Source organism: Ruegeria sp. BJ6 (assembly GCF_056537885.1).
The window spans coordinates 126,771-150,323 of sequence record NZ_JBQFSG010000006.1; the positions used below are offsets into that span (position 1 = coordinate 126,771).

Genomic DNA, 23,553 nt, shown 5'->3' on the forward strand with positions numbered 1-23,553 from the left:
AATTTCGGCCGGATCAGACGGGTTCCCCTTCCCAGTATTGCCGGGCATAGGCGCTGAATTCTTCGACCTCTTCAGGCAACGGTTCAACGCCAGTAAAGACGAACAGGTAATGCGGAACCAGCGCCAAACGCGTGGCCAGCGGTTCGTTCAACTGCGCCAGATCGTAACCGATCTGCATGTAATAAAGCACGCGCGCACGGGTTTCCGCTTCGGTGTCCTGATACCCATACCGCGCGAACATGGCGCGCAGTGCGTCCAGACGGTTTGCGTCGGACTGATCCAGCATTCTGCGCACCTTGCCGGACCGGCGCGCCCAGTCCCGAACCGCGAAATCCAGCGCCGTATCGAACAGGGCCGTGTTCACCACGCACCGATGCACATTGCAGACCGCCGCCGTGATCGTCTTGGCGGGCGCTTCGGCCTGCGCGATCAACGCTGCCGTATTTGTGGCCTGCCACCGCGCCAGAAGCGCATCCAGAAGCTCTTGCCGGGACTTGAAGTACCAATAAAAGGATGACCGCGAGACGGCCATACGCTCGGCAAGGTTCAGCACCTTGACCTGCTCCACCCCGTCCGAGATCAGAACGTCCATGGCCACGTTCAGCCAATCGTCGCGCGTGACCTTGACGTTGCCCACCAACGGCTCGGCATCGGGATCATCGCGGTGAAGGACTGGTTTGGTGTTCATCTGCTCAACTCTCCGGTGGTGCTCCGCCCTCGGCGCTGCGTCGGGCGACGAAATCCTTCAGAGCGGCGGCGCGATCGGCGTCATGCATCGGTGGCTGCGCCGTTTCAACGATATTCTTCCATATTCCGGTGGCCCGATGGTTTGCATCGACGGCACCGCGTTCGCTCCATGTACCGAAATTCGACCAGTCCCCGACCAGAGGTTCATAGAACTGCGTCTGATATCGTTCCATCGTATGCGCCGCGCCAAAGAAATGGCCCGATGGCTGAACCTCGCGCAGAGCGTCCAACGCAATGTCGGCATCGGTCGCGGGGGTTCCGGCGCAAAGCTCGGCCACCATCTGCAGCACTTCCAGATCGGTTATGATTTTTTCGAACGATACTGTCAGCCCGCCTTCAAGCCACCCCGCCGAATGGATCACGACCGTGGCCCCGGCCATCAGGCATCCCCACAATCCGAACTGCGTCTCATTCGCCGCCTGGGCATCGTTTATGTTGGCGGCGCTGCCACCGGCACAGCGCCACGGCAGCCCGACCTTGCGCGCCAGCTGACCGGCCACCAGCGAAGCGGTGAAATGTTCGGGCGTCCCGAACGCAGGCGCGCCAGACTTCATATCCACATTACTGGTGAAGGTGCCATAACAGACCGGCGCGCCCGGCTTGGCAAGCTGGGTCAACGTGATAGCGGCCAGCGCCTCGGCATGGCTCAGCGTCATAGCCCCGGCAACCGTCACCGGTGCCATCGCACCCATCAGGGTAAAGGGGGTGACGATGGACATCTGCCCTGCCCGCGCAAAGTCGATCAGACCCTGCGCCATCGGCATGTCGATCACGCGGGGCGAGTTGGTGTTGATGATCGTGTAACACCATGGCTGCGCCTGAAATTCATCATCGGACAGCCCTCGAAAGGTTTGGATCATCTCGAACCCGTCCATGACCTGCGGCGTGCCGCGGGAATAGATGAACGGCACCTTGTCGCTCAGGGTCAGTTCCGCCTCGGTCATCGCATAGTGGCGCAGATGCATCGGAATGTCCTGCGCCTCGACCAGAGGCGGCACCATGTGCAGCACATCGAAGGCTTGGGTGATCTGGACCATCTCACGGAAATCGCTCAACGTGCCGGGGCGTCGACCACGCTCAAGATCGGTGGCGTGGGGCGCGCCCGCACCGGGCTGAAACACCAGCCGCCCCAGTTCCAGCGTGATATCGCGTTCGGGCACCGCCCCTTTCATAACAAAGGAGCGGGGCGCAGAGGCCAGTGCCGCATCGACCATCTCGCGACCGACAAAGACCATCTCGTCCTCGACCCGCGCCCCGCCCTGCCGGAACAGGTCGCGCGCCTCGGGCAGCAGGACTTTGATCCCGATCTCTTCCAGTACCGTCAGAGACGCCTGATGCAGCGCCTCGATACGGTCCTCTGTAAAAGCCGCCATCGGCGGGAATGGATTGCGCAGATTGCGGTAATCCACCTGTCGCAGTGGCGTATCCGCAGCGTCAGCGCGCGCCCGGCGGCCCCGACGCGTCATGACCGCATCGCCTTGCCTTGAGGGTCGTAAGGTGACGGGGCAACAACCCGGGCAGGCCGCTCGACCCCAACCACATGGACGGAAAGTTCAGTCCCCGGCGAAGCCCTGTCGCGATCCAGCAGCGCCATTGCCAGCGACTTGCCGGTATAGTGGCCATACCCGCCCGAGGTCACGAACCCGACGCGTTCGCCATCGGCCCAGATCGGCTCGTACCCGCTGGCATCGGCATCCAGCGCGTCAATTTCCAGCGTGACCTGCACCTGTGCCGGACCGTTACCATCACGCTCGGCCAGCGCAGCCTCTTTGCCGACGAACTCCTTGTCCCAGTCAATCCAGCGGTCCATTCCGGTCATGCCCGGCGTATAGGCTTGCGTGAATTCCGCCGACCAGATGCCAAAGCTTTTCTCAAGCCGTGTCGAGAGCATCGCGTTGAACCCACACTCGCGGATGCCTTCTTCGGCTCCAGCCTCCAGCAGCATGCGGCGCAGCTTGATGTGATCGCCATAGCGGCAGTTGATCTCAAAACCCTTTTCGCCAGTCACCGACATACGCGCAACGCGGGCGCGGACAAGGCCGATGTCAAAATCACCGCAGCCCATGAATTTGAGCCCCGAGATATCCTGTTCCGCCAGCTTTTCGACCACGTCCTGCGATTTCGGACCAACCACGGCGAACCCGCAATATTCCTCACCCAGATCGCGGATTTTGACTCCATCCATCATGTGATCGTCGAACCAGCGCATATGCCACGCGCGCAGGTAATAGCTGCCCATGATCCACCAGCTCCCGTCGCCCCAGTTGAGCACGGTCAGATCACCCTTGAGCCGCCCATTCTCGCCCAGCATCGGGGCCAGCTTTGCCCGACCTGGTGCAGGGAGTTTCGAGGCCATGACCTTGTCGAGCCAAGCTTGTGCATTTGGTCCGGTGACCTCGAACCGCGAAAAGCCCGAGATATCCATCAGACCCACGCCTTCACGGATCACCTTGCATTCTTCGGCCACGATATCATGCGCGTTGGACCGTTTGAGCGTCGGTGTCTCCTCAAACCCTTTTGGCGCAAAATACAGCGGCACTTCCAAATCCCAACTTACGCCCCATTTGCACCCAGCCTCGCTCATCGCATCATGTGCCGGGGCCATTTTCAGCGGACGGCCCGCAGGCAGTTGCTCGTTCGGATAGGTCATCACGAAACGGCGGGAATAGAACTGGCCCGTGGTCTCACGGATAAAACGTTTGTTCTGGGCGAAATCGCCATAGCGCGCCACGTCCATCGGCCATGCATCGGCCTCGGGCTCGCCATGGATCATCCATTCGGCCAGCGTTTTGCCGACTCCGCCGCCCTGCAGGAACCCTGCCATCACCGCGCAGGCGGACCAGTACCCGCGCTTGCCCGGAACCGGACCGACCAGAGGGTTGCCATCGGGCGAAAAGGTAAAGGCCCCATTCACCCAGGTCTTGATGCCCACATTCTGAATCGACGGATACCGTTCAAAGCCAAGGGTCAACTCGTTCTCGATCCGGTCCAGCTGTTCCTGAAACAGTTCCTCGCCATAGTTCCACGGCGCGCCGTCCATGGCCCAGTGTTCGTGATCGACCTCATAGATACCGACCAGAACACCTTTCTGGTCCTGTCGCATATAGGTGAACCCTTCCAGATCCACGGTCATCGGCATCTCGAAATCGGCCGCTGCAACCTCGGGGACTGAATCGGTGATCAGATAGTGGTGCTTGAGCGGCGAGACCGGCAGTTCGATGCCCGCCATGCGCCCTACCTGCTTGGCCCAGAGGCCTGCCGCGTTGACCACATGTTCGCAGGTGATCGTGCCCTTGTCGGTCACGACCTGCCAGCCATCTTCGGTCTGGATCAGTTCCTCGACCTTGGTTTCCTCGTAGTATTCCGCGCCACGTTTTTTTGCGGCGGTGGCATAGGCCTGCACTGTACCGGTTGTGTCGATGTATCCCTCGCGATCGGCCCACATCGCGCCCAGCACACCGTCGGTGGACATGATCGGGCAGCGTTTCTGCGCCTCTTCCGGCGTCAGCAACTCGCAATCGTCAATGCCGATGGACTGGAAGGTGCGATAGTTCGACTGCAGCCATTCCCACCGCTCGGGTGTACCGGCCAGCGTCAGACCGCCGGTCATGTGCAGACCGATATTCTGGCCCGATTCCTTTTCGATCTCGCTCAGCAGGTCGATGGTATAGGCCTGCAGCGCCGCCATGTTGGGATCGGCATTCAGTGCATGAATACCCCCCGCCGCATGCCATGATGACCCTGAGGCCAACCGCCGCCGTTCCAGCATAACGACATCGCTCCAGCCAAATCTGGCCAGATGATACAGAACCGAGGCGCCAACGACGCCGCCCCCGATGACCACAACGCGATACTGAGACTTCATCCCGACCTCCCCTGGACGACTCGCAAGAGACGCTATGCGTACTGTTCACTTCTGTCTAGACATTTCTGTACAGTGCTGGGCGAAACCCTCGAATGCACAAAATTCGGGAAATTTTTCAGATTTGAGCGCTAGGGCGCTCCTGTACGGCCTGAAACCAATTCAGCGTCGCCGTGTTTCCTTCGGGAATGCGCGCTTTGATCACCCGCGCGAAGTCGACGAAAACAAAGGTGGAAATATCCGCAAGGGTGAAGTGATCGCAGGCAACAAAGGGGCTTTCCTGAAGACGCTCCTCCAGCACATCGAAGAACCGGGCCAGCCGATCGGAACCGCGCTGTGCCAGTTCCGGTATCTGCGCATAGTTGACCGGCCCCGGAATGGCCCGGTCCTTGAATGCCGGATGCGTGTTACGCAGCACCTCGCCGACGGATAAACCGCCCTGCTGCTCGACAATCGCATTCCACATCAGAACTAACCCCTTTTCGTCGGGCGTCCGACCCATCAGCGGAGGTTCGGGAAATTGCGCCTCAAGATAGGCGGCGATTCCAAGGTTTTCGGCCAGAACCGTGCCCTCGTCAGTGACCAGTACCGGAATGGTTGCCCGGGGATTGATGGCTCTGAACTCCTCTCCCAGCTGTTCGCCCTTGGCGATCGAGACATCGCGGGTTTCGATCTCAAGCCCTTTTTCGGCGATGAACATACGGGCACGGCGTGGATTGGGCGCGGTCGAGCAGTCGTAGAAAATCATGTGTGGGCAACCTTTGATCCGGATGTCACCACGATATGGTCAGGCCACGCCCCAAGGCGAGGGTTTCCTGCCGTTACCCTGCGGCAGTTTCAGGTGATCGCCTGACAGACCGCCCGCGCAATCACCCGTTCTTCATCCGTTGGGATAACAAGGATCGGAATGCCGCCGTCCGAAATCACCGTCGAATTGCTGTCATTCGCTTCGGCATTCAGGCGGAGGTTCAGAAATTCCATCCCTTCCAGAACCCGTTCCCGGATCGGCGCGGCGTGTTCCCCTATGCCGCCGCAAAACACGACCGCATCCATTCCACCCAGAATGGCCGCCATGGCGCCAAGCTCTCGCTTGATCCGGAAGACATAGTAGTCAATCGCCTCATTCGCGCGTGGGTCATCGCTGGCCAGCAGGGTCCGCATGTCGTGGCTGATTTCGCTGAGCCCCAAAAGACCGCTTTTCTTGTAAAGGATATGCGTGATCGCATCGACGCTGTGGCCCTGCTCCATCAGATACAGCAGGACGCCGGGATCAAGTTGCCCGCACCGCGTACCCATTGGCAGACCGTCCAGAGCCGAAAAACCCATGGTCGAACCGATGCTCTGCCCGTTTTCGACCGCGCACATCGACGCGCCGTTGCCCAGATGGGCAATCACGACCTTGCCGGCCGCAAGCTCGGGGTAATCCTGCTGTAGTTTGCCGGTGATGTAGTCATAGGACAGACCGTGAAACCCGTACCGCCTGACGCCCTTTTCATAAAACCGGCGCGGAATGGCAAACGCGTCGTTCACGAAGGGATGGCCAAAGTGAAAGGACGTATCGAAACACCCCACCTGCACCGCGTCGGGGAATGCCTCTTGCGCCGCACGTACGGCGGCAAGGTTGTGTGGCTGATGCAACGGGGCAAGAGGGGATAACGCGTCAAGCTGCGTCATCACATGGTCAGTCAGAACGGTCGGGCCGCTGAACGTTCGGCCACCATGCACGATCCTGTGCCCGACACCGGAAATCCGGTTCTGCCCCAGCCGTGGGCAAATCGCCTCCAGAATCGCGGTGACCGCGTTGGCGTGATTTGCCGGACCTATCTGAAACGTCTGCCGGGCGTCGTCACCCTCCAGCACAAGACTGGCGACAGGGCCCAGGTTTTCAACCTGCCCATGCCACAGCAACGCGGGCTCAGCCTCGGCCCGGTAGACGCCAAACTTGATCGAGGAACTGCCTGCATTCAATGTCAGAATTGCGTTCATCACAGCTCCTGCTTTCCAAACGTCCTTGTTTCTGGGTCTGCGTAGCTGTCAGCGACGATAGACGAAACACCGGCCTTCAACTGCGCCCTCAGGCAGCGAAATTTCGGTCAGCCCGTCAAAATACATCCGGTCGCTCGACACCATCAGCCCGCCTTCTGCCAGTAATGGTTCGATCAACGGGGAAACGAACCGTGCAAAGGCATCGTTCTTTTCCAGATTGTGCCCGCCAAGATCGGCATGAATTAAACTGGCCGTTGCCCCGAAACGATCAACCGAGGCAGGCAACGTCTCACGCACATCGCCCAAGATCAGCATCTCGTCAGGCGGTGTGGAATCGGGATGCGAGGCTACGTTGCGCTCGAACACATAAACCGGCCGACCCGAAATGCGCTGTCGCATGTGGTGATAGGTCCGACCGTTGCCCAATCCCAGCTCAAAGACAGGACCGCCCATCTGCGCCGTTTGCGCGATGGCAAAATCCAGACAGGCGCGCTGGGACACCATGCGATCAATGAAAACGTCAAGGCGACTTTTGGTGTCGGACAAGGGCGGGCTCTCCTCTGATACGGTCGGGCCGGATCGCGCCCGGCGATGAGTTTCATGCCAAATACTCAAGAACTTGTGTAGTCGCACAGCGAAAGTTTTCACAATTCCGCGACGTTTCGGCCTAAGAACGGGTTTGACTAGTTGGGTCCAAGCGCGCGAAACTGTGATAAAAAAACAGGGAGTTGTAAAAGCCGATGTCGATCTGCGACAAGACGGGTGGAAAACCCGAATGACCCCGTTGTTGTCTGTCCGGGATCTGAGCATCGGCTTTGGCACGGCGGACCCGGTCGTCAGGGACGTCAATTTCGACGTCGAGCCGGGCCAAACGCTTGCGTTGGTTGGCGAATCCGGCTCGGGCAAGACAATCACCTGCCGCGCGGTTCTACGTATTCTGCCCCGCACCGCCCAGATCCGCAGCGGGACAATGACACTGGGCGGCGGATCAGAACCGACGATCCTGTCACAAATTTCCGAGCGCCGGATGCGTGATATTCGCGGCGACCGAATCTCGATGATCTTTCAGGAACCGATGCGATCGCTCTCGCCGCTTCACAAAATCGGCAATCAGGTCAGCGAAGTGCTGTGGCTGCATCGCGGCGCGTCCGAGCGTCAGGCCAAACGCACGGTTCTGGAACAATTCGAACGCGTCGGGTTCCCCGATCCTGAACGGGCCTACAACTCGTATCCGTTTGAAATGTCCGGCGGGATGCGCCAGCGCGCGATGATCGCGATGGCGATGGTGTCCAAGCCGGACCTGCTGATCGCGGACGAACCGACAACCGCGCTGGACGTGACCACGCAGGCGCAGGTGCTGGGGCTGATCAAGGAGCTTCAGAGAGAAACGGGGATGGCCCTGATCCTTGTCACCCACGATCTGGGCGTTGTTGCCAATATGGCCGAACAGGTCGTCGTCATGCACAAAGGCCGCGTGATGGAGGCCGGAGCGGCGAACCTCATCCTCGAATCCCCGGCCCACCCCTACACGCAGCAGCTTTTTAATGCGGCGCCCGCCATTCCCGATCAGGATACGGTTGGCCTGCCGATGCCCGACGAAGACCTGATTTTGGAACTGAAGGGCGTCTCCAAGACCTATACCATGCGGTCCAGTCAGGGCTGGAAGGCGGAAAAACTGATACATGCCTGCCGCGGTGTGGATTTCAGGCTTGCCCGCGGCAAAACACTGGCCATCGTCGGCGAAAGCGGGTCGGGCAAGACAACAGCCGCGCGGATCGCCCTCGGCGCCGAATTGCCCGATCCCGGCGGCGAGGTTCTGTTCCGCCCTACCCCCGATCAGGAGCCGATTACTGTCCACAAGATGAGCCGCGCTGAACGAACGGCGTTCCAGCGGCAGGCCCAGATGGTGTTTCAGGACCCCTACAGCTCTCTTAGCCCTCGCATGCGCATTCAGGACGCGATGACCGAACCGCTGGAAATCCACGGCATCGGCGGACCTGCCGAGCACCGGGAGAAAGCAGCCGCGATGCTAAGACGTGTGGGACTGAACGCCGACATGCTGAAACGCTATCCGCATGCCTTTTCCGGCGGCCAGCGGCAGCGTCTGTCTATCGCCCGCGCCATGATGCTGGACCCGTCGCTGATCGTTTGCGACGAGCCGACTTCTGCCCTGGATGTATCCGTGCAGGAACAGATCCTGACCCTGCTGGAACAGCTTCAGGACAGCCTGAACCTGTCCTACCTTTTCATTTCGCACGACCTTGCCGTTGTAGCCCGAATTGCCGACGAAGTTGCGGTGATGCGCCAAGGTCTGGTCGTCGAGCAAGCCCCGCCCGACACACTGTTTTACAACCCCAAACACCCATACACCAAAGCGCTGATCGCGGCGCAGCCGGAACCCGATATCAACCGTCCCATCGACCTGAATCTGGTCGCTTTGGGTGCGGGCTCTCCCGATAGCTGGGATGAAGCCTTTCGGTTTTCCGAGTCCGTGATACCCTCGCTGGTGGAAATGGAGCCCGGCCATAAGGTACGTTGCCATGTTTAAGACCCCTCGAAAATCACTGCTTCTGGCCACTGCGCTGGCATTTGCGTCCCTCCTTCCGGCTGCGGCGGAAACCGTTCCCCCCGCTCAGGAAGGCACGTTCTGGAAATCCGAAGTGGACGCGGGAAATCTGCCTCCGGTTCAGGAACGACTTCCCGCTGAACCGCTGATCGTCGACCTTGCCGCCAAGGGGCGCGAGTTCGGCACCGAAGGCGGCACACTGCGGACCATGGTCACCCGGTCCAAGGATTTGCGCCAGATGGTTGTCTATGGCTATGCGCGGCTTGTGGGCTATGACGAAAACTACGAACTTGTCCCGGATCTGCTGCAGTCGTTCGAAAACGAAGACAACCGGAAATTCACCCTGCACCTACGCGAAGGACACAAATGGTCGGACGGTTCGCCTTTCACCTCCGACGACTTCCGATACTGGTGGGAGGACGTTGCCAACAACGACTTTCTCAGCCCTTCCGGCCCGCCGGATTTCCTGCTTGTGAACGGTAAACCGCCCTCGGTGTCCTTCCCGGACGAAACAACTGTTGTTTATGAATGGGACGATCCGAACCCGAACTTTCTGCAAAGCCTGGCGCAGGCCCGACCGCCTTTCATCTATCGCCCGGCAGAATTCCTGAAACAGTATCACGAGGATTATGCGGAACCGGCTGCGCTGGCAGCGGCGGTCGAGGACACACGGGTCAAAAGCTGGGCGGCGCTGCACAACAAGCTGGACAACATGTACAAGTTCGACAACCACGAACTGCCGACATTGCAGCCTTGGGTCAACGCCAGCTCGGGCAAGAAAATCCGTCACCACTTTGTCCGCAATCCCTATTATCACCGGGTTGATGCGAAAGGCGTGCAACTGCCCTATATCGACGTCATCGAGATGGAGATCGTGGCCCCCGGGCTGGTCGCGGCCAAGGCCAATGCGGGTGAAACGGATCTTCAGGGGCGAGGATTGGACTTTCGCGACGCCTCGATCCTGAAAAAGGGTGAGGATGGGGGAGGTTACAAAACCTACCTCTGGGAAACCGGTGTAGCCTCGCAGATCGCGATTTATCCCAACCTGAACTTTACCGACGATGTCTGGCAAAAAGTGCTGCGCGACGTGCGGGTACGCCGCGCCTTGTCTCTAGCCATTGACCGGAAAACCATCAACCAGGCCCTGTATTTCAAGCTGGCAAAACCGGGGGCAATGTCGGTTCTGCCCGCCTCGGCCTTCTACAACGAGGACAATCAGGCGGCCTGGGCCCAGTTCGATCCCGAAACGGCAAATCAGTTGCTGGACGAGGCCGGTCTGGACAAGCGGGACAAGAACGGCATCCGCATGCTGCCGGATGGCCGCTCGATGGAACTGATCATTGAAACCGCCGGTGAACGTCAGGAAGTTGAAAACGCGCTGCAGATCGTGACCGACAACTGGCGGGACGTCGGTGTCAAACTGGTGATGCGTCCGCTAGACCGGGACATCCTGCGCAACCGGGTCTTTGCCGGCAACTCAATGGCATCGGTCTGGTTCGGCTGGGACAACGGCATTCCACAGGTCTATACCTCGCCCGCATATCTGGCTCCCACCGATCAGGTGTTTCTGGCCTGGCCAAAATGGGGTCAATATCATCAGACCGGGGGTGAGGTCGGTGAGAAACCGGACATGCCCTCGGCCGAACGGCTGATGGAGCTGGCCCATGACTGGGACATGGCCTCCACAGACGAAGAACGCGCCGCTGCGTGGGAAGAAATGCTTAAAATCCACGCGGATGAGGTGTTTGGCATCGGCATTCTGAACGGGGCACCTCAGCCCATCGTCGTTTCCAACCGGCTGCGCAACGTGCCGCAAAAAGCGCTGTGGGCCTGGGATCCGGGTTCGCATTTCGGAGTCCACCGCGTAGATGAGTTCTTTTTTGCGGAATGACGGGAGCAGCTGAATGATAATGCTGCGCTACGCAGTCTACCGCTTTTTCACCATGCTGCTTACGCTGCTGGTGGTATCGGCACTGATCTTCGTGATCATCAATCTGCCCCCCGGCGATTATCTGAGCAATCAGATCGCCGAGTTGCAGGCCTCGGGACAGTCCGCGGGCGTGGCCAAGGCCGAGTTTCTGCGCAAGGAATATGCACTCGACCGCCCCTTGTGGGAACAATACATGATCTGGATGGGTTTCATGCCCGGTCCACACGGGTTTTCGGGGCTCATTCAGGGCAACTACGGATGGTCCTTCGAGTTCGACCGGCCCGTGTCCGAAATCGTCGGTGACAGCCTGTGGCTGACCGTTGTCGTCAATCTGGCCGCCGTTCTGTTTGTCTATGCCGTTGCCCTGCCGCTGGGCGTTCTGGCCGCAGCGCGGTCCCGAACCTGGGTCGATTACACATCCGCCTTCGTTGGCTACCTTGGTCTTGCAACGCCGAACTTTCTGTTGGCGCTGATCCTGTTCTACTATGGCCACCGCTATTTCAACCTGCCCATCGGGGGCTTGATGGACCCGTCATTCGAGGGGCAGCCGATGAGCTGGGAAAAGCTCAAGTCGATCCTGATCCACCTGATCGTACCGACCTTCGTCATCGGCACATCCGGCGCGTCGGCCATGATGCAGCGCCTGCGCGCCAATATGCTGGATGAACTTGGCAAACCCTACGTGGAAACTGCCATCGCCAAGGGGATGGCGCCGTCGCGAATGCTGACAAAATACCCGCTGCGCGTGGCCTTCAACCCGTTTGTCGCGGATATCGGCAACCTGCTCCCGTCGATGGTTTCGGGCTCGGTTCTGGTCTCGGTCGTGCTTGGCCTGCAGACCATCGGCCCGACCCTGCTGACCGCGTTGAAAACACAGGACCAGTTCCTTTCGGGCTTTGTTTTGATGTTCGTGGCCCTACTGACGCTGGTGGGCACAATGATCTCGGATATTCTGCTGGTCATGCTTGACCCGCGCATCCGCTATGAGGGGCGCGAGGCATGACGAAACTCCCCGACGGTCGCTATGTCGACGACGCCGAATTCGATCCGCAGGCTTCGCTGCAACAGCTTGAGCGTAAGGATCTGGATGCACCGAACTGGGTGCTGGTGTGGCGCAAGTTCAGAACGCACAAGCTGGGGCTGGTTTCTGGCATCTTCCTTCTGCTGTGCTATCTGATGCTGCCTTTCGCCGGGTTCATCGCACCCTACGGACCGAACGACAGAAATGGCGAACACCTCTATGCGCCGCCCCAATCGGTAAACTGGTTCCACGAAGGAGAGTTCGTCGGTCCATATATCTATCCGATCGTGGCCGAAGCCGATCTGGAAACCTTCCAGTGGAAATTCGTCCCCGACACGGAAAACCCGAAGCCGATCCGCTTTTTCTGCCAGGCCTCTACCTACAAACTGGCCGGGCTCATCAAAACCGACAGGCACCTGTTCTGCGCGCCCGAAGGGGCCACGCTGTTTCTGTGGGGCTCTGACCGGCTTGGCCGGGACGTCTTCAGCCGTATCCTCTATGGCGCTCAGCTGTCGCTGACAGTGGGTCTGATCGGCATTTCAGTGTCCTTCTTTCTGGGCATCCTTTTTGGTTCGATGGCCGGGTATTTCGGTGGCAAGATCGACTGGGTTATCAACCGGGTGATCGAAATCCTGCGCTCTCTGCCGGAACTGCCGCTGTGGTTGGCCCTATCCGCCGCCGTGCCGTCCAACTGGAGCCCCGTCGCGGTGTTCTTCATCATCTCGATCATCCTCGGGATTCTCGACTGGCCGGGTCTGGCCCGATCCGTTCGGGCGAAGTTCCTTTCCCTGCGCGAAGAGGAATATGTGCGCGCCGCCGAGATGATGGGCGCAAGCTCGGGTCGGGTGATCCGAAAACACCTGCTGCCGAACTTCATGTCCCACCTGATCGCCTCGGCCACGCTTTCAATACCGGCGATGATTTTGGGCGAAACCGCGCTTAGCTTTCTTGGCCTCGGCCTGCGTGCGCCTGCGGTCAGTTGGGGGGTCATGCTGAACGATGCTCAGAACCTTGCCTCAATCGAGATTTATCCGTGGACGGCAATCCCGATGTTGCCGATCATCATCATCGTTCTGGCCTTCAACTTCCTCGGTGACGGTCTGCGCGACAGTCTGGACCCCTATCAGCAATGACCTTGCTGTCCTCTCTTCCTGCCCCGGATACCTATCGGTTGAAGGGGGGCGGTTATCGGCCCAGCGCATTTGCGGTCAGTGAACTTGCATCGGCGTCCTTTGCCACCGTCGGGCAGGAACTGGCCCGGCTTATGGTGGCGCTGAACCTTGTCCCCGAAAGGCCCGAGGTCAGTGTCGATCACCGGCTGGCCTCTCTCTGGTATGGCTGGTCGTTCAAACCGGACGGTTGGGAGATGCCCGGCGCATGGGACGCAATTGCCGGTGATTACCGCGCTTCGGATGGCTGGATCAGGTTGCACACCAACCTGCCGCAACACCGCGCTGCGGCGCTGCGCGTACTGGGGGTACCGCACGATCGCGATGCCGTTGCCAACGAGGTATCGACCCGTTCCATCAACGATCTTGAAACCGTTATCGTGGCGCAGGGTGGCGTTGCAGCAGCCATGCGCAGCCGCGATGAGTGGCTGTCCCATCCGCAGGGTCGGGCGGTTGCCAGTTCGCCCCTGATCGACTGGCGGCATCCGCGCAACTGCAAACTCCGCCCCCGCCCTCAGGCTTCGGCACAACGCCCATTGGCCGGTCTGCGTGTCCTTGATCTGACCCGCGTTCTCGCCGGCCCGGTTTCGACCCGCACACTTGCTGCTTTCGGGGCCGATGTGCTGCGCATTGATCCGCCCGGCTGGGATGAGCCGGGCGTGATTCCCGACATCTCACTGGGTAAACGCTGCGCGTTTCTCGATCTCAAAAAATCGGACAACCTCGACCGCCTGAAACAGCTTCTGTCCGAGGCAGACGTTTTCATCCATGGCTACCGGCCCGGCGCTCTGGACGCTCTGGGACTGGACCGAGCGACGCGCGATACGCTGGCACCGAACCGCGTCGAGGTTACCCTGAACGCCTATGGCTGGCGCGGCCCCTGGTCCTCGCGCCGGGGTTTTGACAGCCTTGTACAGATGAGCGCGGGGATTGCGGATGCAGGCCGCGTCTGGACCAATGCCGACAAACCAACACCGCTGCCGGTTCAGGCCCTGGACCATGCCACAGGATATCTGATGGCCGCGGCGGTTCTGTCCGCACTGGCCAACGCTGCCAGCGGCGAAACGATCGCACTGGCCCATCTGTCCCTTGCCCGCACCGCCGAGCTTTTGGCGGGGTTGAGCAAATCCGAAGAAGGGGATGAGATTTGCTCGACAGCGGCAGAGGACTATTCCTCTGCAACTGAAGATTCCGGCTGGGGTCCGGGGCATCGCCTTGCACCCGCCTTGCAGGTGGGACAAACCCGAATGACTTGGCCCCTGCCTGCCACAAAGCTCGGCACGGCCAAGCCCGCCTGGTCCGAGACGCCAAACTAATCGCAACCGCCGCGCGGTACGCGCGGCCCGGCCCAACGCTTTGTTCTGTGTCTCTTCAGAGACGCGGATCAAAGGGGCGGGAGTATTCCTGCCCACATTTACCGGTCATCTCCCCCGGGGCCGATATCGTCCAGATAATCCTCGTCGATGGCAGCCTGCACGGCGCCGGTCACGGCCTCACGCTCTTTTGGCGTCAGGTCAGCGGGGTTCTTTTCATCGGCCAACCGAACCGTGACTTCACGGTGCGCGAACCGGACACCTTCGCGTGCAAACAACTCGCGGATTTCCTGATAGACCTTCTTGCGAACCAGCCACTGATCGCCCGGCTTGGTCATAAATTTCACCCGGATGATCATGGCCGAGTCCTGCATTTCGATGACACCTTGCGACTTCAGCGGCTGAATGAAGTTGTCGCCGATCACAGGGTCCGTCAGAAGCTCCTGCCCCAGCTTCTTGATCAGCTTGCGGACTTTCTCGACATCCGTGTCATAAGTGACCCTAAGCGGCAACTTCATGATCACCCAGTCGCGTGAGTAGTTGGTCAGAACCTTGATCTCTCCGAACGGAATGGTGTTGAGCGCGCCCAGATGGTGGCGCAACTGCATCGAACGGACCGAGATCTTCTCAACCGTCCCTTTCACGTCGCCGATATCGATATATTCGCCCTTCCGGAACGCGTCATCCATCAGGAAGAATGCACCCGAAAAGATGTCCCTCACCAGCGTCTGCGATCCGAAACCAACCGCCAGACCGACGACACCGGCACCGGCAAACAGCGGGCTTACGTTGATGCCAAGCTCCATCAGGACAATCAGAACGATGGTCACCACCACGACCGCCAGAATGGCGCCCCGGAACAGTGGCAGCAGCGTTGCCAGACGGCTTTGCCCGCCCTCGCCTCCTTCATCGCCAAGCTCTGCCTCGGCGCCACCGTCGTCGGTTTCCTCGGCGATCTTGCTGTCGATCCAGATACGGAAGAAATTGAACAGGATGTAGCCGATGAAAATAATCACCATGACGTCGAGCGCCCGTTCAATCGGCAGGTCGTCGCTCCAGCCTGCTTCGGGATGCCAGATCACGACCAGCGCATAGATACCCACCACAAACGCCAGAATGCCCGCAACCCGCCTTGCGAGGTCCTCATAGGTCAGAATCGCGTGCTTTCTCTGTTCGGCCTCGGGTGTTTCCTCGGCCTCGCCTAGCTCACCGGGTTCGACGGCCTCGGCGTTCATTTCCTCGATCCTGCGCGAGCGATCGAAATACCGCTCCAGCATGTAGTTCATCGCGCCATAGGCGATTACGACCGACATGAATATTGCATAGGAACTGGCCACCAACGGCACCGGTGCCGGATTTTCAAGGACCAGATCCAACGCCAGCCGGAACCAGCTGAAGATGATATAGACCCCCAATGCCGGCGCCCACCCGAACGACACGAAGCGCAAAATCCATGACACTTGCTCGGGCGCCCGCCCACCCCGGATCGCATTGGAAATGGCCCGGGCGTTGAACAGGATCATAAGAATGTTGGCAAACGCACCGACCAGCGTCAGGCTGCCGTAAACCATGGCATATACGTTATAGTTCAGGCCAAAGTCCGCCACCCATGTCGAAAACAGCACAACCGAAATATCAAATGTCGCAATCGCCGATGCCCAGAGGAAAAGGCGCTTGGCATTGCGATCGGAAAACGGCGGCAGGCGGTACTGACTGAGGAACGGCGACAGGACCATACGCCACAGATCGGACACCGTGCGCGACAGGAAATAGGCTGTGAAAATCGCCGTTATGGTGAACTGGACCGAGATATCTTCCGCCTCGCCGAAGATCAGATACCCGACGATCAGCGCCATCAGCATCGCAAAGACGGTTCCGCCAATTCCCATCAGGAACCGGAATACGAGGAATGGCATCTTTTCGCGGTAGCCAATCGGATTTTCCTTGATCCGGGCAACGACAAAGCGCTTGGCGATCCGCTTGCCGTAAATCTCGACCGATAGCCATCGCCCCAGCAACAGTAGCAGGATGTTCCAGAACAAAACTTCGGCATAGGTCTGAATACGGCCGTCGGGGCTGGTCTGGCGCAGAATGTACTGCACCTCGAACACGGAATATGGCAGCGCCTCAAGCCGGGATTCGAGCGATGCGCGGAATTTCGAAAACCGCTCCTGCGCCTTCATCAGCTGCGACCCTTCAGCCATGGGATCTGCGGCTTCGCCACCGGCTCCGGACCCGGCGCCGGTCGCCCCGGTAACCACAGTGCCCGCGTTGTCGATCACGATGACACTGGCGCCCGCCTCGGTGGCGGCACGGATCGCGGCGGCCAGTTCCCCGTCGGGTTTTGTCTCGGCCTCGCTCGACCCGCCGAGCGGATATCCCGGAATAAGCGATGTCTGCGCCGATGCACCCGGAGAGAGTGCCACCAGTACAGCCCAAAAGGTCAGGGCCAGTCCGACAAGAAACGTATGCTTCATAAGGTTTTGCGTCCAGTTCACATGATGCAGGGCAGGTTACAGGAGGCCCTTGTCCTGTTCAAACACCTCCCGCAGGCTATCGCAAGATCGTGTCGCACCGTGTTCCTCGGGTCATGCAGGGGATATTGGTGTTTTCAACCCGGCGGAATTTGAATATGACCGGGGCAGAAAATCGCGAAATCCGGTTTCCTTTCAATTTTGTGCTATCACAAAGTTGGAACAACCACACGCATGGGACAGTACAAGGGCTCGCAATGATTGGCCGCAGCAATGTGACAATATCCGTTTTTGCGATCCGCGGTTCATGGACCTGGCGCCGGGCATCCCATCGGATCTCACCGTTTCACCCTGTTGCGAAATCGCAATGCTTCACCTTCGCGGGACCTCACGGCTTTCGCTTTGGCAAGCACTGCAGAAAATTATACGATAACAGGTGCTCACGCGCGAATTCTGCACAGAAACCGAGCTTGCGGGCGGAAGCATGAGTCAGAACAACAACACGTACAAGTCCGGGCGCGAGCCGCGTATCCTGTTCTACAGCCACGACACGTTCGGACTGGGGCATCTGCGCCGGTCCCGCGCGCTTGCAGCGGCCATAACCGGGGCTGATCCGACAGCATCGGCACTGATCCTGACGGGGTCTCCGGTGGCTGGCCGCTTCACCTTTCCGCGCCGGGTCGACCACGTCAGGCTGCCGGGGGTAACCAAGCGCGCGGACGGGTCCTATGCCGCACAGACGATCGGCATGGGCATCGACGAAGTGACCGAGCTGCGTTCGGGCCTGATCCAGACCGCTGTCACCCAATACGATCCCGACGTTCTGATCGTCGACAAGGAACCAACCGGTTTTCGCGGCGAACTGATACCGACGCTGGAACATCTTGAACGCACGGGTCGCACAAAGCTGGTGCTGGGTCTGCGCGATGTGCTGGATGAACCTGCCGTGCTGGCAGCTGAATGGGACCGCAAGGATGCCGTTTCGGCGACCGAGCGGTTTTATCACGAAATCTGGGTCTATGGGCTGCGCTCGGTCTACGATCCGACCTCTGGCCTGCCACTCAGCGCCGATGCGCAGTCCCGCATCCACTGGACCGGTTATCTGCGCCGTGATCTCGGCCCCATCGGAGAGCCGCCGGAACAGCCCTATATCCTGATCACGCCCGGCGGCGGCGGCGATGGCAAGGCGATGGTCAATCTGGTCCTGTCCGCTTATGAAAAAGACCCCGATCTGGGGCCGCGCGCGGTTCTGGTTTATGGGCCGTTCCTGTCGGGTGAACTGCGCGAGGATTTCGAAACCCGCGTTGCCGCCCTGAACGAACGGGTTACCGCAGTTGGCTTCGAATCCCAGATCGAAACACTTTTTGCAGGCGCATCGGGTGTTGTCTGCATGGGTGGCTACAACACGTTCTGCGAAGTTCTGTCCTTTGACAAACGCGCGCTGATCGTGCCACGCACAACCCCGCGTCTGGAACAGTGGATCCGGGCGTCCCGCGCCGAGGATCTGGGACTGGTGCGGATGCTGGACGAAAAGCGCGACGGGCTGACAACCGACGCCATGATTCAGGCCATACGCTCTCTGCCGCAACAATCCCTGCCGTCGCAGGCCATCAAGGGCGGTCTGCTGGACGGGCTGGATTACGTCACCCACCGGGTTGATGCGCTATTGAGTCAGGAAATGAGACAGGCCACCGCATGAAGGCAACCGCGCCCAAGCTGGCGGTGCTGGTCAAAGGTTGGCCGCGCCTGTCCGAGACGTTTATCGCTCAGGAACTGGTCGCCCTTCAGGAGGCCGGGCATCGTTTCGATATCTGGTCCCTGCGGCACCCCACCGACACCAAACGTCACCCCTTGCACGACCGGTTCACCGGCGAAGTCCGCTATCTGCCGGAATATCTGTACGAAGAACCCCGGCGCGTCTGGCGCGCCCGCGAAATCGCGCGAACCCTGCCCGGCTATCACACGGCCTACGAGGTCTGGCGCAACGATCTCAGGCGTGACCCGACACATAACCGCATCCGCCGTTTCGGACAGGCCTGCGTTCTGGCTGCCGAACTGCCGCCGGAATCCTGCGCGCTTTACGCGCATTTCATGCATACCCCCTCATCCGTAGCCCGCTATGCCGCGATCATGCGCGGGCTACCGTGGAGCTTTTCGGCCCACGCCAAGGACATCTGGACCTCGCCCGAGTGGGAAAAGCGCGAAAAACTGCGCGCCGATACATATGGCGCCGCCTTTGGCGCAACCTGCACGGCCTTTGGCGCCGAGCATCTGCGCGCGCTGGCCGACGACCCGGCGCGTGTTGATCTGGTGTATCACGGTCTGGACCTGACCCGCTTTCCAACACCGCCCGTCCGCGCGCTCCGCCAAGCTGATGCGGGTTTTCGCATGCTGTCCGTTGGGCGGTTGGTTGAAAAGAAGGGCTTCGACCGGTTGATCTCGGCCTTTGCCCTGCTGCCGCCCTCCCTTGACTGGCAGTGGGTTCATATCGGTGGTGGCGGGATGCGGGACATGCTGCAGGCACAGGCTCAAGCCGCAGGTGTGGCCGACCGTATCACCTGGATGGGCGCCTGCGACCAGCCCGAGGTCATCGCGGCCATGCAACAGGCCGATTTGTTTGTCCTGCCCAGCCGTGTCGCAACCGACGGCGACCGTGACGGCTTGCCCAACGTGTTGATGGAGGCCGCCTCGCAGAACCTGCCGATCCTGTCGACGCCGGTCTCGGCCATCCCCGAGTTCATCGAAAACGGAACCCACGGCATCCTGTCCGATGATGACCCGGATGCGCTGGCGCAAGCCATCAGAAGTGTCGCTGAAAACCCGGCGGGTGCCGAGCGCATGGCAAAGGCCGCCCGCGAACGGCTGGTATCGGAATTTGGCATGGCCCCCGGAATCGCGCGCCTGTCCGATCGGCTGAACGCGCTGTGTTCCCATACCCGCCCATGACCCGTGTCGCCTTCTATGCCCCGATGAAGTCCCCCAACAGCCCGGTTCCGTCGGGCGACAGGGAAATGGCCCGCAACCTGATGCGCGCCATCGGGGCGCAGGGCGCACAGGTCGATCTGGTTTCGGAACTGCGCATCTTCGACAAAACCGGCGACAGCCAGATTCAGGCAGAACTGCGGCAGGCTGCCACTAAGGAAGTTGATCGCCTGACAGCATCCCTGCCCGGCGACACTGCCCTTTGGGTGACCTACCACAATTACTACAAATCGCCCGACCTGATCGGACCTGCGGTAAGCGCGGCGCGCGGTATTCCTTATGTCCAGCTTGAAAGCACCCGCGCCACAAGCCGCCTTTCGGGCCCGTGGTCTGGCTTTGCACGGGCCGCCCATGATGCCTGCGATGCGGCCCGCGTGATTTTCTATCACACCGCCAATGATCTCATCACACTGGAACGGGAACGCTATGGCCAGCAGGCTTTGGTCAATCTTCCCCCCTTCCTGCCGCTGACGGAATTGCCACCCGCATCGACACAGGCCGGACCGATGCTGACGGTCGGCATGATGCGGGACGGCGACAAGCTGCAATCGTATCGCATCCTGTCTCAGGCCCTCAGCCATCTGGACGGCGATTGGGCGTTGGATATTGCAGGCGATGGCCCTGCCCGCCCGCAGGTCGAGGCATTGATGGCCCCCTTTGGAAACAAGGTCCGGTTCCTCGGCCAGCTTGACCGCGATGCCCTGCAGACGGCCTACCAACAGGCGGCGCTGTTCGTCTGGCCCGGCGTGAACGAAGCCTACGGAATGGTCTATCTTGAGGCGCAGGCCGCCGGTGTACCCGTTGTGGCGCAGGACCGCCCCGGCGTGCGCGACGTTCTTCTGCCCGGCAACTATCCTGACGCCACGGATGGCCCGCAAGCATTGGCCCACCAATTGACGCAGCTTTGGAACAATGTTCCGATGCGCCATGACATTGGGCAAAAGGCCCGCGACTATGTAAGGGAACGACACCTGATGCCTGCCTCCTCGGGGATTTTCTGGTCCACCGTCAACCCATTGCTGGAGGCAGAAACTTGAAACGCCTCGCACTTCTGCGCCACGGACATACCGAATGGAACCGCGCGGGCCGCATTCAGGGCCGCACCGATATTCCGCTGGACGACGAAGCCAGCACCGGTCTTGCCGGCCTGCGCCTGCCAACGCCCTGGGACAAGGCGAACCTGTGGTCCAGCCCCCTTGCCCGGGCCCGGGAGACGGCGAAACTGGTCACCGGGCACGAGCCGTTGATCTCCGACGCTCTGATCGAAATGGACTGGGGCGACTGGGAAGGGCTGCGCGGCGCTGACCTGATCGAAGACCCCGATAGCGGCTATCGTCATATTGAAGACTGGGGCTGGTCCTATCGCCCCCCCGGCGGCGAAAGCCCTGCCGAGATCTGGCAGCGCCTTCAACCCTGGCTCGATGATCTGCACGGCGACACCGTTGCCGTCTGCCACATCGGGATCATGCGCATCATTCTGGCCAAGGCATGCGGATGGGATTTCAGCGGCCCCGCCCCGTTCAAAATAAAACGCAACCGCCTGTTTGTGATCGACCTGACGACAATGAACCCGGAACCCGAACCAATCCGGCTGATCCCGGCAGAGGGCGCGGCATGAAGGTGATGATCGCGGTCACCCATCTTTTGGGCACCGGCCACCTGAGCCGTGCCCTGACTTTGGGCCATGCGTTTCGCCGCGACGGGCACACTGTGTTCGTCGTTTCGGGCGGCATGCCCGCGCCACAGCTGAACAGTAACGGGATCGAACTCCTTGGACTGCCACCGCTACGATCGGACGGAACCAACTTCACCCGCCTTCTGACCGAGGGCGGAGAAGTTGCGGATGCCGGATACCTGCAGGCCCGCGCGGTTGCGCTTGGGGCTGCGGTTCGTGATTTTGCACCTGATGTCCTGATCACCGAGCTTTTCCCGTTTGGTCGCCGGGTGCTGGCTGAGGAGTTCGAAAGCCTTCTCGAGACGGCCCATTCCCTTCCGCGCCGCCCGGTTGTTCTGAGTTCGATCCGCGATATCCTCGCGCCACCTTCCAAGCCCGCAAAAGTAACGCGCGCCGACGAAATACTGGAACGCTACTATGATGGTGTTCTGGTGCATTCCGATCCCGGAACTACGACGCTGGATGCAAGCTGGCCGGTATCGGACCGTCTGGCCGAAAAACTCCACTATACCGGGTACGTTGCGCCCGACCCTGCGGGACACCATCCGGACAAGCTGGGCGAAGGCGAGATTCTGGTCAGCGCTGGTGGCGGTTCGGTTGGCGATCCGATCTTCCACGCGGCCATCGAGGCCGCCCGTAAGATGACCAGCAGCCGTTGGCGCCTGCTGGTGGGCGGGCAGGATGCAAAGGCGCGCATCACAAGGTTCCAGGCGATGGCCAAGGGCGCACCGGTAATCATCGAACCCGTCCGCCCGGATTTTCGGCAAATGCTGTATCACGCGGCCGCGTCCATCAGCATGTGCGGCTACAATACGGTTCTGGATATCCTGCAAAGCGGCGCCCCGGCTGTTTTCATCCCGTTCGATGACGGTCAAGAGGTCGAACAGGGACTGCGCGCACGCAGCCTGAGCCACATGCCCGGCATCGATGTCGTCACCAGCGCCCGGCTGACCGGTGCAAATCTGGTTCAGGCCGTCGGACAAGTCGTGTCAGACAGCGCAAGGGACGCCTCTGGTCTGTCCTTCGACGGCGCAGATCGTTCGGTTGACATCGCGAAACAGCTGCTTGAGGCACAAAGATGAACCCGGACTGGACACCTCTTCAGCAGGAATTCGCCCTGTGGGAAAAGCAGGACCTGCGCCTGCCCTTTTGGTGGCGCGACGATGATGCGGTGACGGTCACGCCCCTGCTTGAGCAACTGGCTGACCTATCTGCACAATCCGGCGTCCCGGTGCACCTCGCCATTATCCCGAAGGGCGCGGATGACAGCCTTGCTGCGTATCTGCCCCAGACACGGCTGATACCGGTGGTTCACGGATGGGCCCACGCCAATCACGCGCCCGCTACGGAAAAGAAATCCGAGTTTCGCCTGCATCGACCAATACAGGAGATGATTGCCGACGCACAGACCGGGATGACCCGCCTGCAAGAGTTGTTCGGCGGACAGCTCAGACCGATGTTCGTTCCTCCATGGAACCGGATCGCGCCTGAGATCGCGCAGGAACTGCCCGGACTTGGGTTTCGCATCCTGTCCACGGCAACCCCGCGCAAATCGCGCTTTGCCACGCCGGGGCTAGAACAGGTCAATACGCATCTCGATCCGATCGACTGGCGCGGTACGCGCGGTCTGGTATCGCCGGACAAACTGATCATGCAAGCAACAGCCCTGCTGCGAGATCGCCGCGAGGGGCAAGCGGATAATGCAGAACCCTTTGGCCTGCTGACCCACCACCTTGTCCATGATGACGACATCTGGACCTTTACCCGGGAATTGCTGCACAGGTTCCTGACCGGCCCGGTCAGCCTGTGGACGGCACCCAAAGACTGA

The 23,553-nt window shown here is 60.4% G+C and carries 18 protein-coding genes; 11 read left to right on the forward strand and 7 right to left on the reverse strand.

All coding sequences use genetic code 11. From position 1 onward, the window contains the following. Positions 1 to 13: 13 nt before the first annotated feature. The 6 genes from ACR0D6_RS14100 to ACR0D6_RS14125 form a co-directional block, all read right to left on the reverse strand. Positions 14 to 688 carry a TetR/AcrR family transcriptional regulator gene (locus tag ACR0D6_RS14100; protein ID WP_480765928.1) on the reverse strand — a complete coding sequence of 225 codons (675 nt, stop codon included), beginning with the start codon at positions 686 to 688 and terminating at the stop codon, positions 14 to 16. 4 nt (positions 689 to 692) lie between these two features. Next, positions 693 to 2,213 carry a trimethylamine methyltransferase family protein gene (locus ACR0D6_RS14105; protein ID WP_480765929.1) on the reverse strand — a complete coding sequence of 507 codons (1,521 nt, stop codon included), beginning with the start codon at positions 2,211 to 2,213 and terminating at the stop codon, positions 693 to 695. Continuing rightward, positions 2,210 to 4,612, reverse strand: a complete 2,403-nt coding sequence (locus tag ACR0D6_RS14110; RefSeq protein WP_480765930.1) for a GcvT family protein — start codon at positions 4,610 to 4,612, stop codon at positions 2,210 to 2,212. Before ACR0D6_RS14110 ends, ACR0D6_RS14105 begins: the two co-directional genes overlap by 4 nt. A gap of 115 nt (positions 4,613 to 4,727) precedes the next feature. Then, entirely contained in the window at positions 4,728 to 5,357 is a 630-nt protein-coding gene (locus ACR0D6_RS14115) for a glutathione S-transferase family protein (protein ID WP_480765931.1), read from the reverse strand. An 89-nt stretch (positions 5,358 to 5,446) separates the two neighbouring features. Further along, positions 5,447 to 6,595, reverse strand: a complete 1,149-nt coding sequence (locus tag ACR0D6_RS14120; RefSeq protein ID WP_480765932.1) for an acetate/propionate family kinase — start codon at positions 6,593 to 6,595, stop codon at positions 5,447 to 5,449. Positions 6,596 to 6,643: 48 nt separating this feature from the next. Further along, entirely contained in the window at positions 6,644 to 7,141 is a 498-nt protein-coding gene (locus ACR0D6_RS14125; RefSeq protein WP_480765933.1) for a class I SAM-dependent methyltransferase, read from the reverse strand. A 229-nt stretch (positions 7,142 to 7,370) separates the two neighbouring features. Here ACR0D6_RS14125 and ACR0D6_RS14130 point away from each other — a divergent pair, with 229 nt between their 5' ends. Genes ACR0D6_RS14130 through ACR0D6_RS14150 form a run of 5 tightly spaced genes read left to right on the forward strand, consistent with a single transcriptional unit; the run spans position 7,371 to position 14,597 of the window. Beyond that, complete coding sequence (locus tag ACR0D6_RS14130) at positions 7,371 to 9,143, forward strand: ABC transporter ATP-binding protein (protein ID WP_480765934.1); 1,773 nt, start codon at positions 7,371 to 7,373, stop codon at positions 9,141 to 9,143. Next, complete coding sequence (locus ACR0D6_RS14135; RefSeq protein WP_480765935.1) at positions 9,136 to 11,052, forward strand: ABC transporter substrate-binding protein; 1,917 nt, start codon at positions 9,136 to 9,138, stop codon at positions 11,050 to 11,052. Before ACR0D6_RS14130 ends, ACR0D6_RS14135 begins: the two co-directional genes overlap by 8 nt. Positions 11,053 to 11,065: 13 nt before the next feature. Then, positions 11,066 to 12,094: an ABC transporter permease gene (locus tag ACR0D6_RS14140; RefSeq protein WP_170654238.1), complete on the forward strand. Its 1,029-nt coding sequence runs from the start codon at positions 11,066 to 11,068 to the stop codon at positions 12,092 to 12,094. Next, entirely contained in the window at positions 12,091 to 13,245 is a 1,155-nt protein-coding gene (locus tag ACR0D6_RS14145; RefSeq protein WP_170654240.1) for an ABC transporter permease, read from the forward strand. The genes ACR0D6_RS14140 and ACR0D6_RS14145 overlap by 4 nt, the downstream gene beginning before the upstream one ends. Next, on the forward strand, positions 13,242 to 14,597 hold the full coding sequence (locus tag ACR0D6_RS14150) for a CoA transferase (RefSeq protein ID WP_480765936.1): 1,356 nt from the start codon (positions 13,242 to 13,244) through the stop codon (positions 14,595 to 14,597). The genes ACR0D6_RS14145 and ACR0D6_RS14150 overlap by 4 nt, the downstream gene beginning before the upstream one ends. 98 nt (positions 14,598 to 14,695) lie before the next feature. Here ACR0D6_RS14150 and ACR0D6_RS14155 read toward each other — a convergent pair whose 3' ends face one another. Beyond that, the gene (locus ACR0D6_RS14155; protein ID WP_480765937.1) at positions 14,696 to 17,071 is read right to left on the reverse strand and encodes a mechanosensitive ion channel family protein; all 2,376 of its coding nucleotides are present in this window, start codon (positions 17,069 to 17,071) and stop codon (positions 14,696 to 14,698) included. A 481-nt stretch (positions 17,072 to 17,552) separates the two neighbouring features. Here ACR0D6_RS14155 and ACR0D6_RS14160 point away from each other — a divergent pair, with 481 nt between their 5' ends. Genes ACR0D6_RS14160 through ACR0D6_RS14185 form a run of 6 tightly spaced genes read left to right on the forward strand, consistent with a single transcriptional unit; the run spans position 17,553 to position 23,553 of the window. Then, positions 17,553 to 18,767, forward strand: coding sequence for a glycosyltransferase family protein (locus ACR0D6_RS14160; protein ID WP_480765938.1), 1,215 nt, complete (start codon positions 17,553 to 17,555; stop codon positions 18,765 to 18,767). Then, positions 18,764 to 20,014, forward strand: coding sequence for a glycosyltransferase family 4 protein (locus ACR0D6_RS14165; RefSeq protein ID WP_480765939.1), 1,251 nt, complete (start codon positions 18,764 to 18,766; stop codon positions 20,012 to 20,014). The genes ACR0D6_RS14160 and ACR0D6_RS14165 overlap by 4 nt, the downstream gene beginning before the upstream one ends. Then, on the forward strand, positions 20,011 to 21,087 hold the full coding sequence (locus tag ACR0D6_RS14170; protein ID WP_480765940.1) for a glycosyltransferase family 4 protein: 1,077 nt from the start codon (positions 20,011 to 20,013) through the stop codon (positions 21,085 to 21,087). The genes ACR0D6_RS14165 and ACR0D6_RS14170 overlap by 4 nt, the downstream gene beginning before the upstream one ends. Then, positions 21,084 to 21,668: a histidine phosphatase family protein gene (locus ACR0D6_RS14175; protein WP_480765941.1), complete on the forward strand. Its 585-nt coding sequence runs from the start codon at positions 21,084 to 21,086 to the stop codon at positions 21,666 to 21,668. The genes ACR0D6_RS14170 and ACR0D6_RS14175 overlap by 4 nt, the downstream gene beginning before the upstream one ends. Continuing rightward, positions 21,665 to 22,807 (forward strand): glycosyltransferase family protein, encoded by a 1,143-nt coding sequence (locus tag ACR0D6_RS14180; RefSeq protein WP_480765942.1) that lies wholly within the window; start codon positions 21,665 to 21,667, stop codon positions 22,805 to 22,807. Before ACR0D6_RS14175 ends, ACR0D6_RS14180 begins: the two co-directional genes overlap by 4 nt. After that, positions 22,804 to 23,553: a polysaccharide deacetylase family protein gene (locus tag ACR0D6_RS14185; protein ID WP_480765943.1), complete on the forward strand. Its 750-nt coding sequence runs from the start codon at positions 22,804 to 22,806 to the stop codon at positions 23,551 to 23,553. Before ACR0D6_RS14180 ends, ACR0D6_RS14185 begins: the two co-directional genes overlap by 4 nt.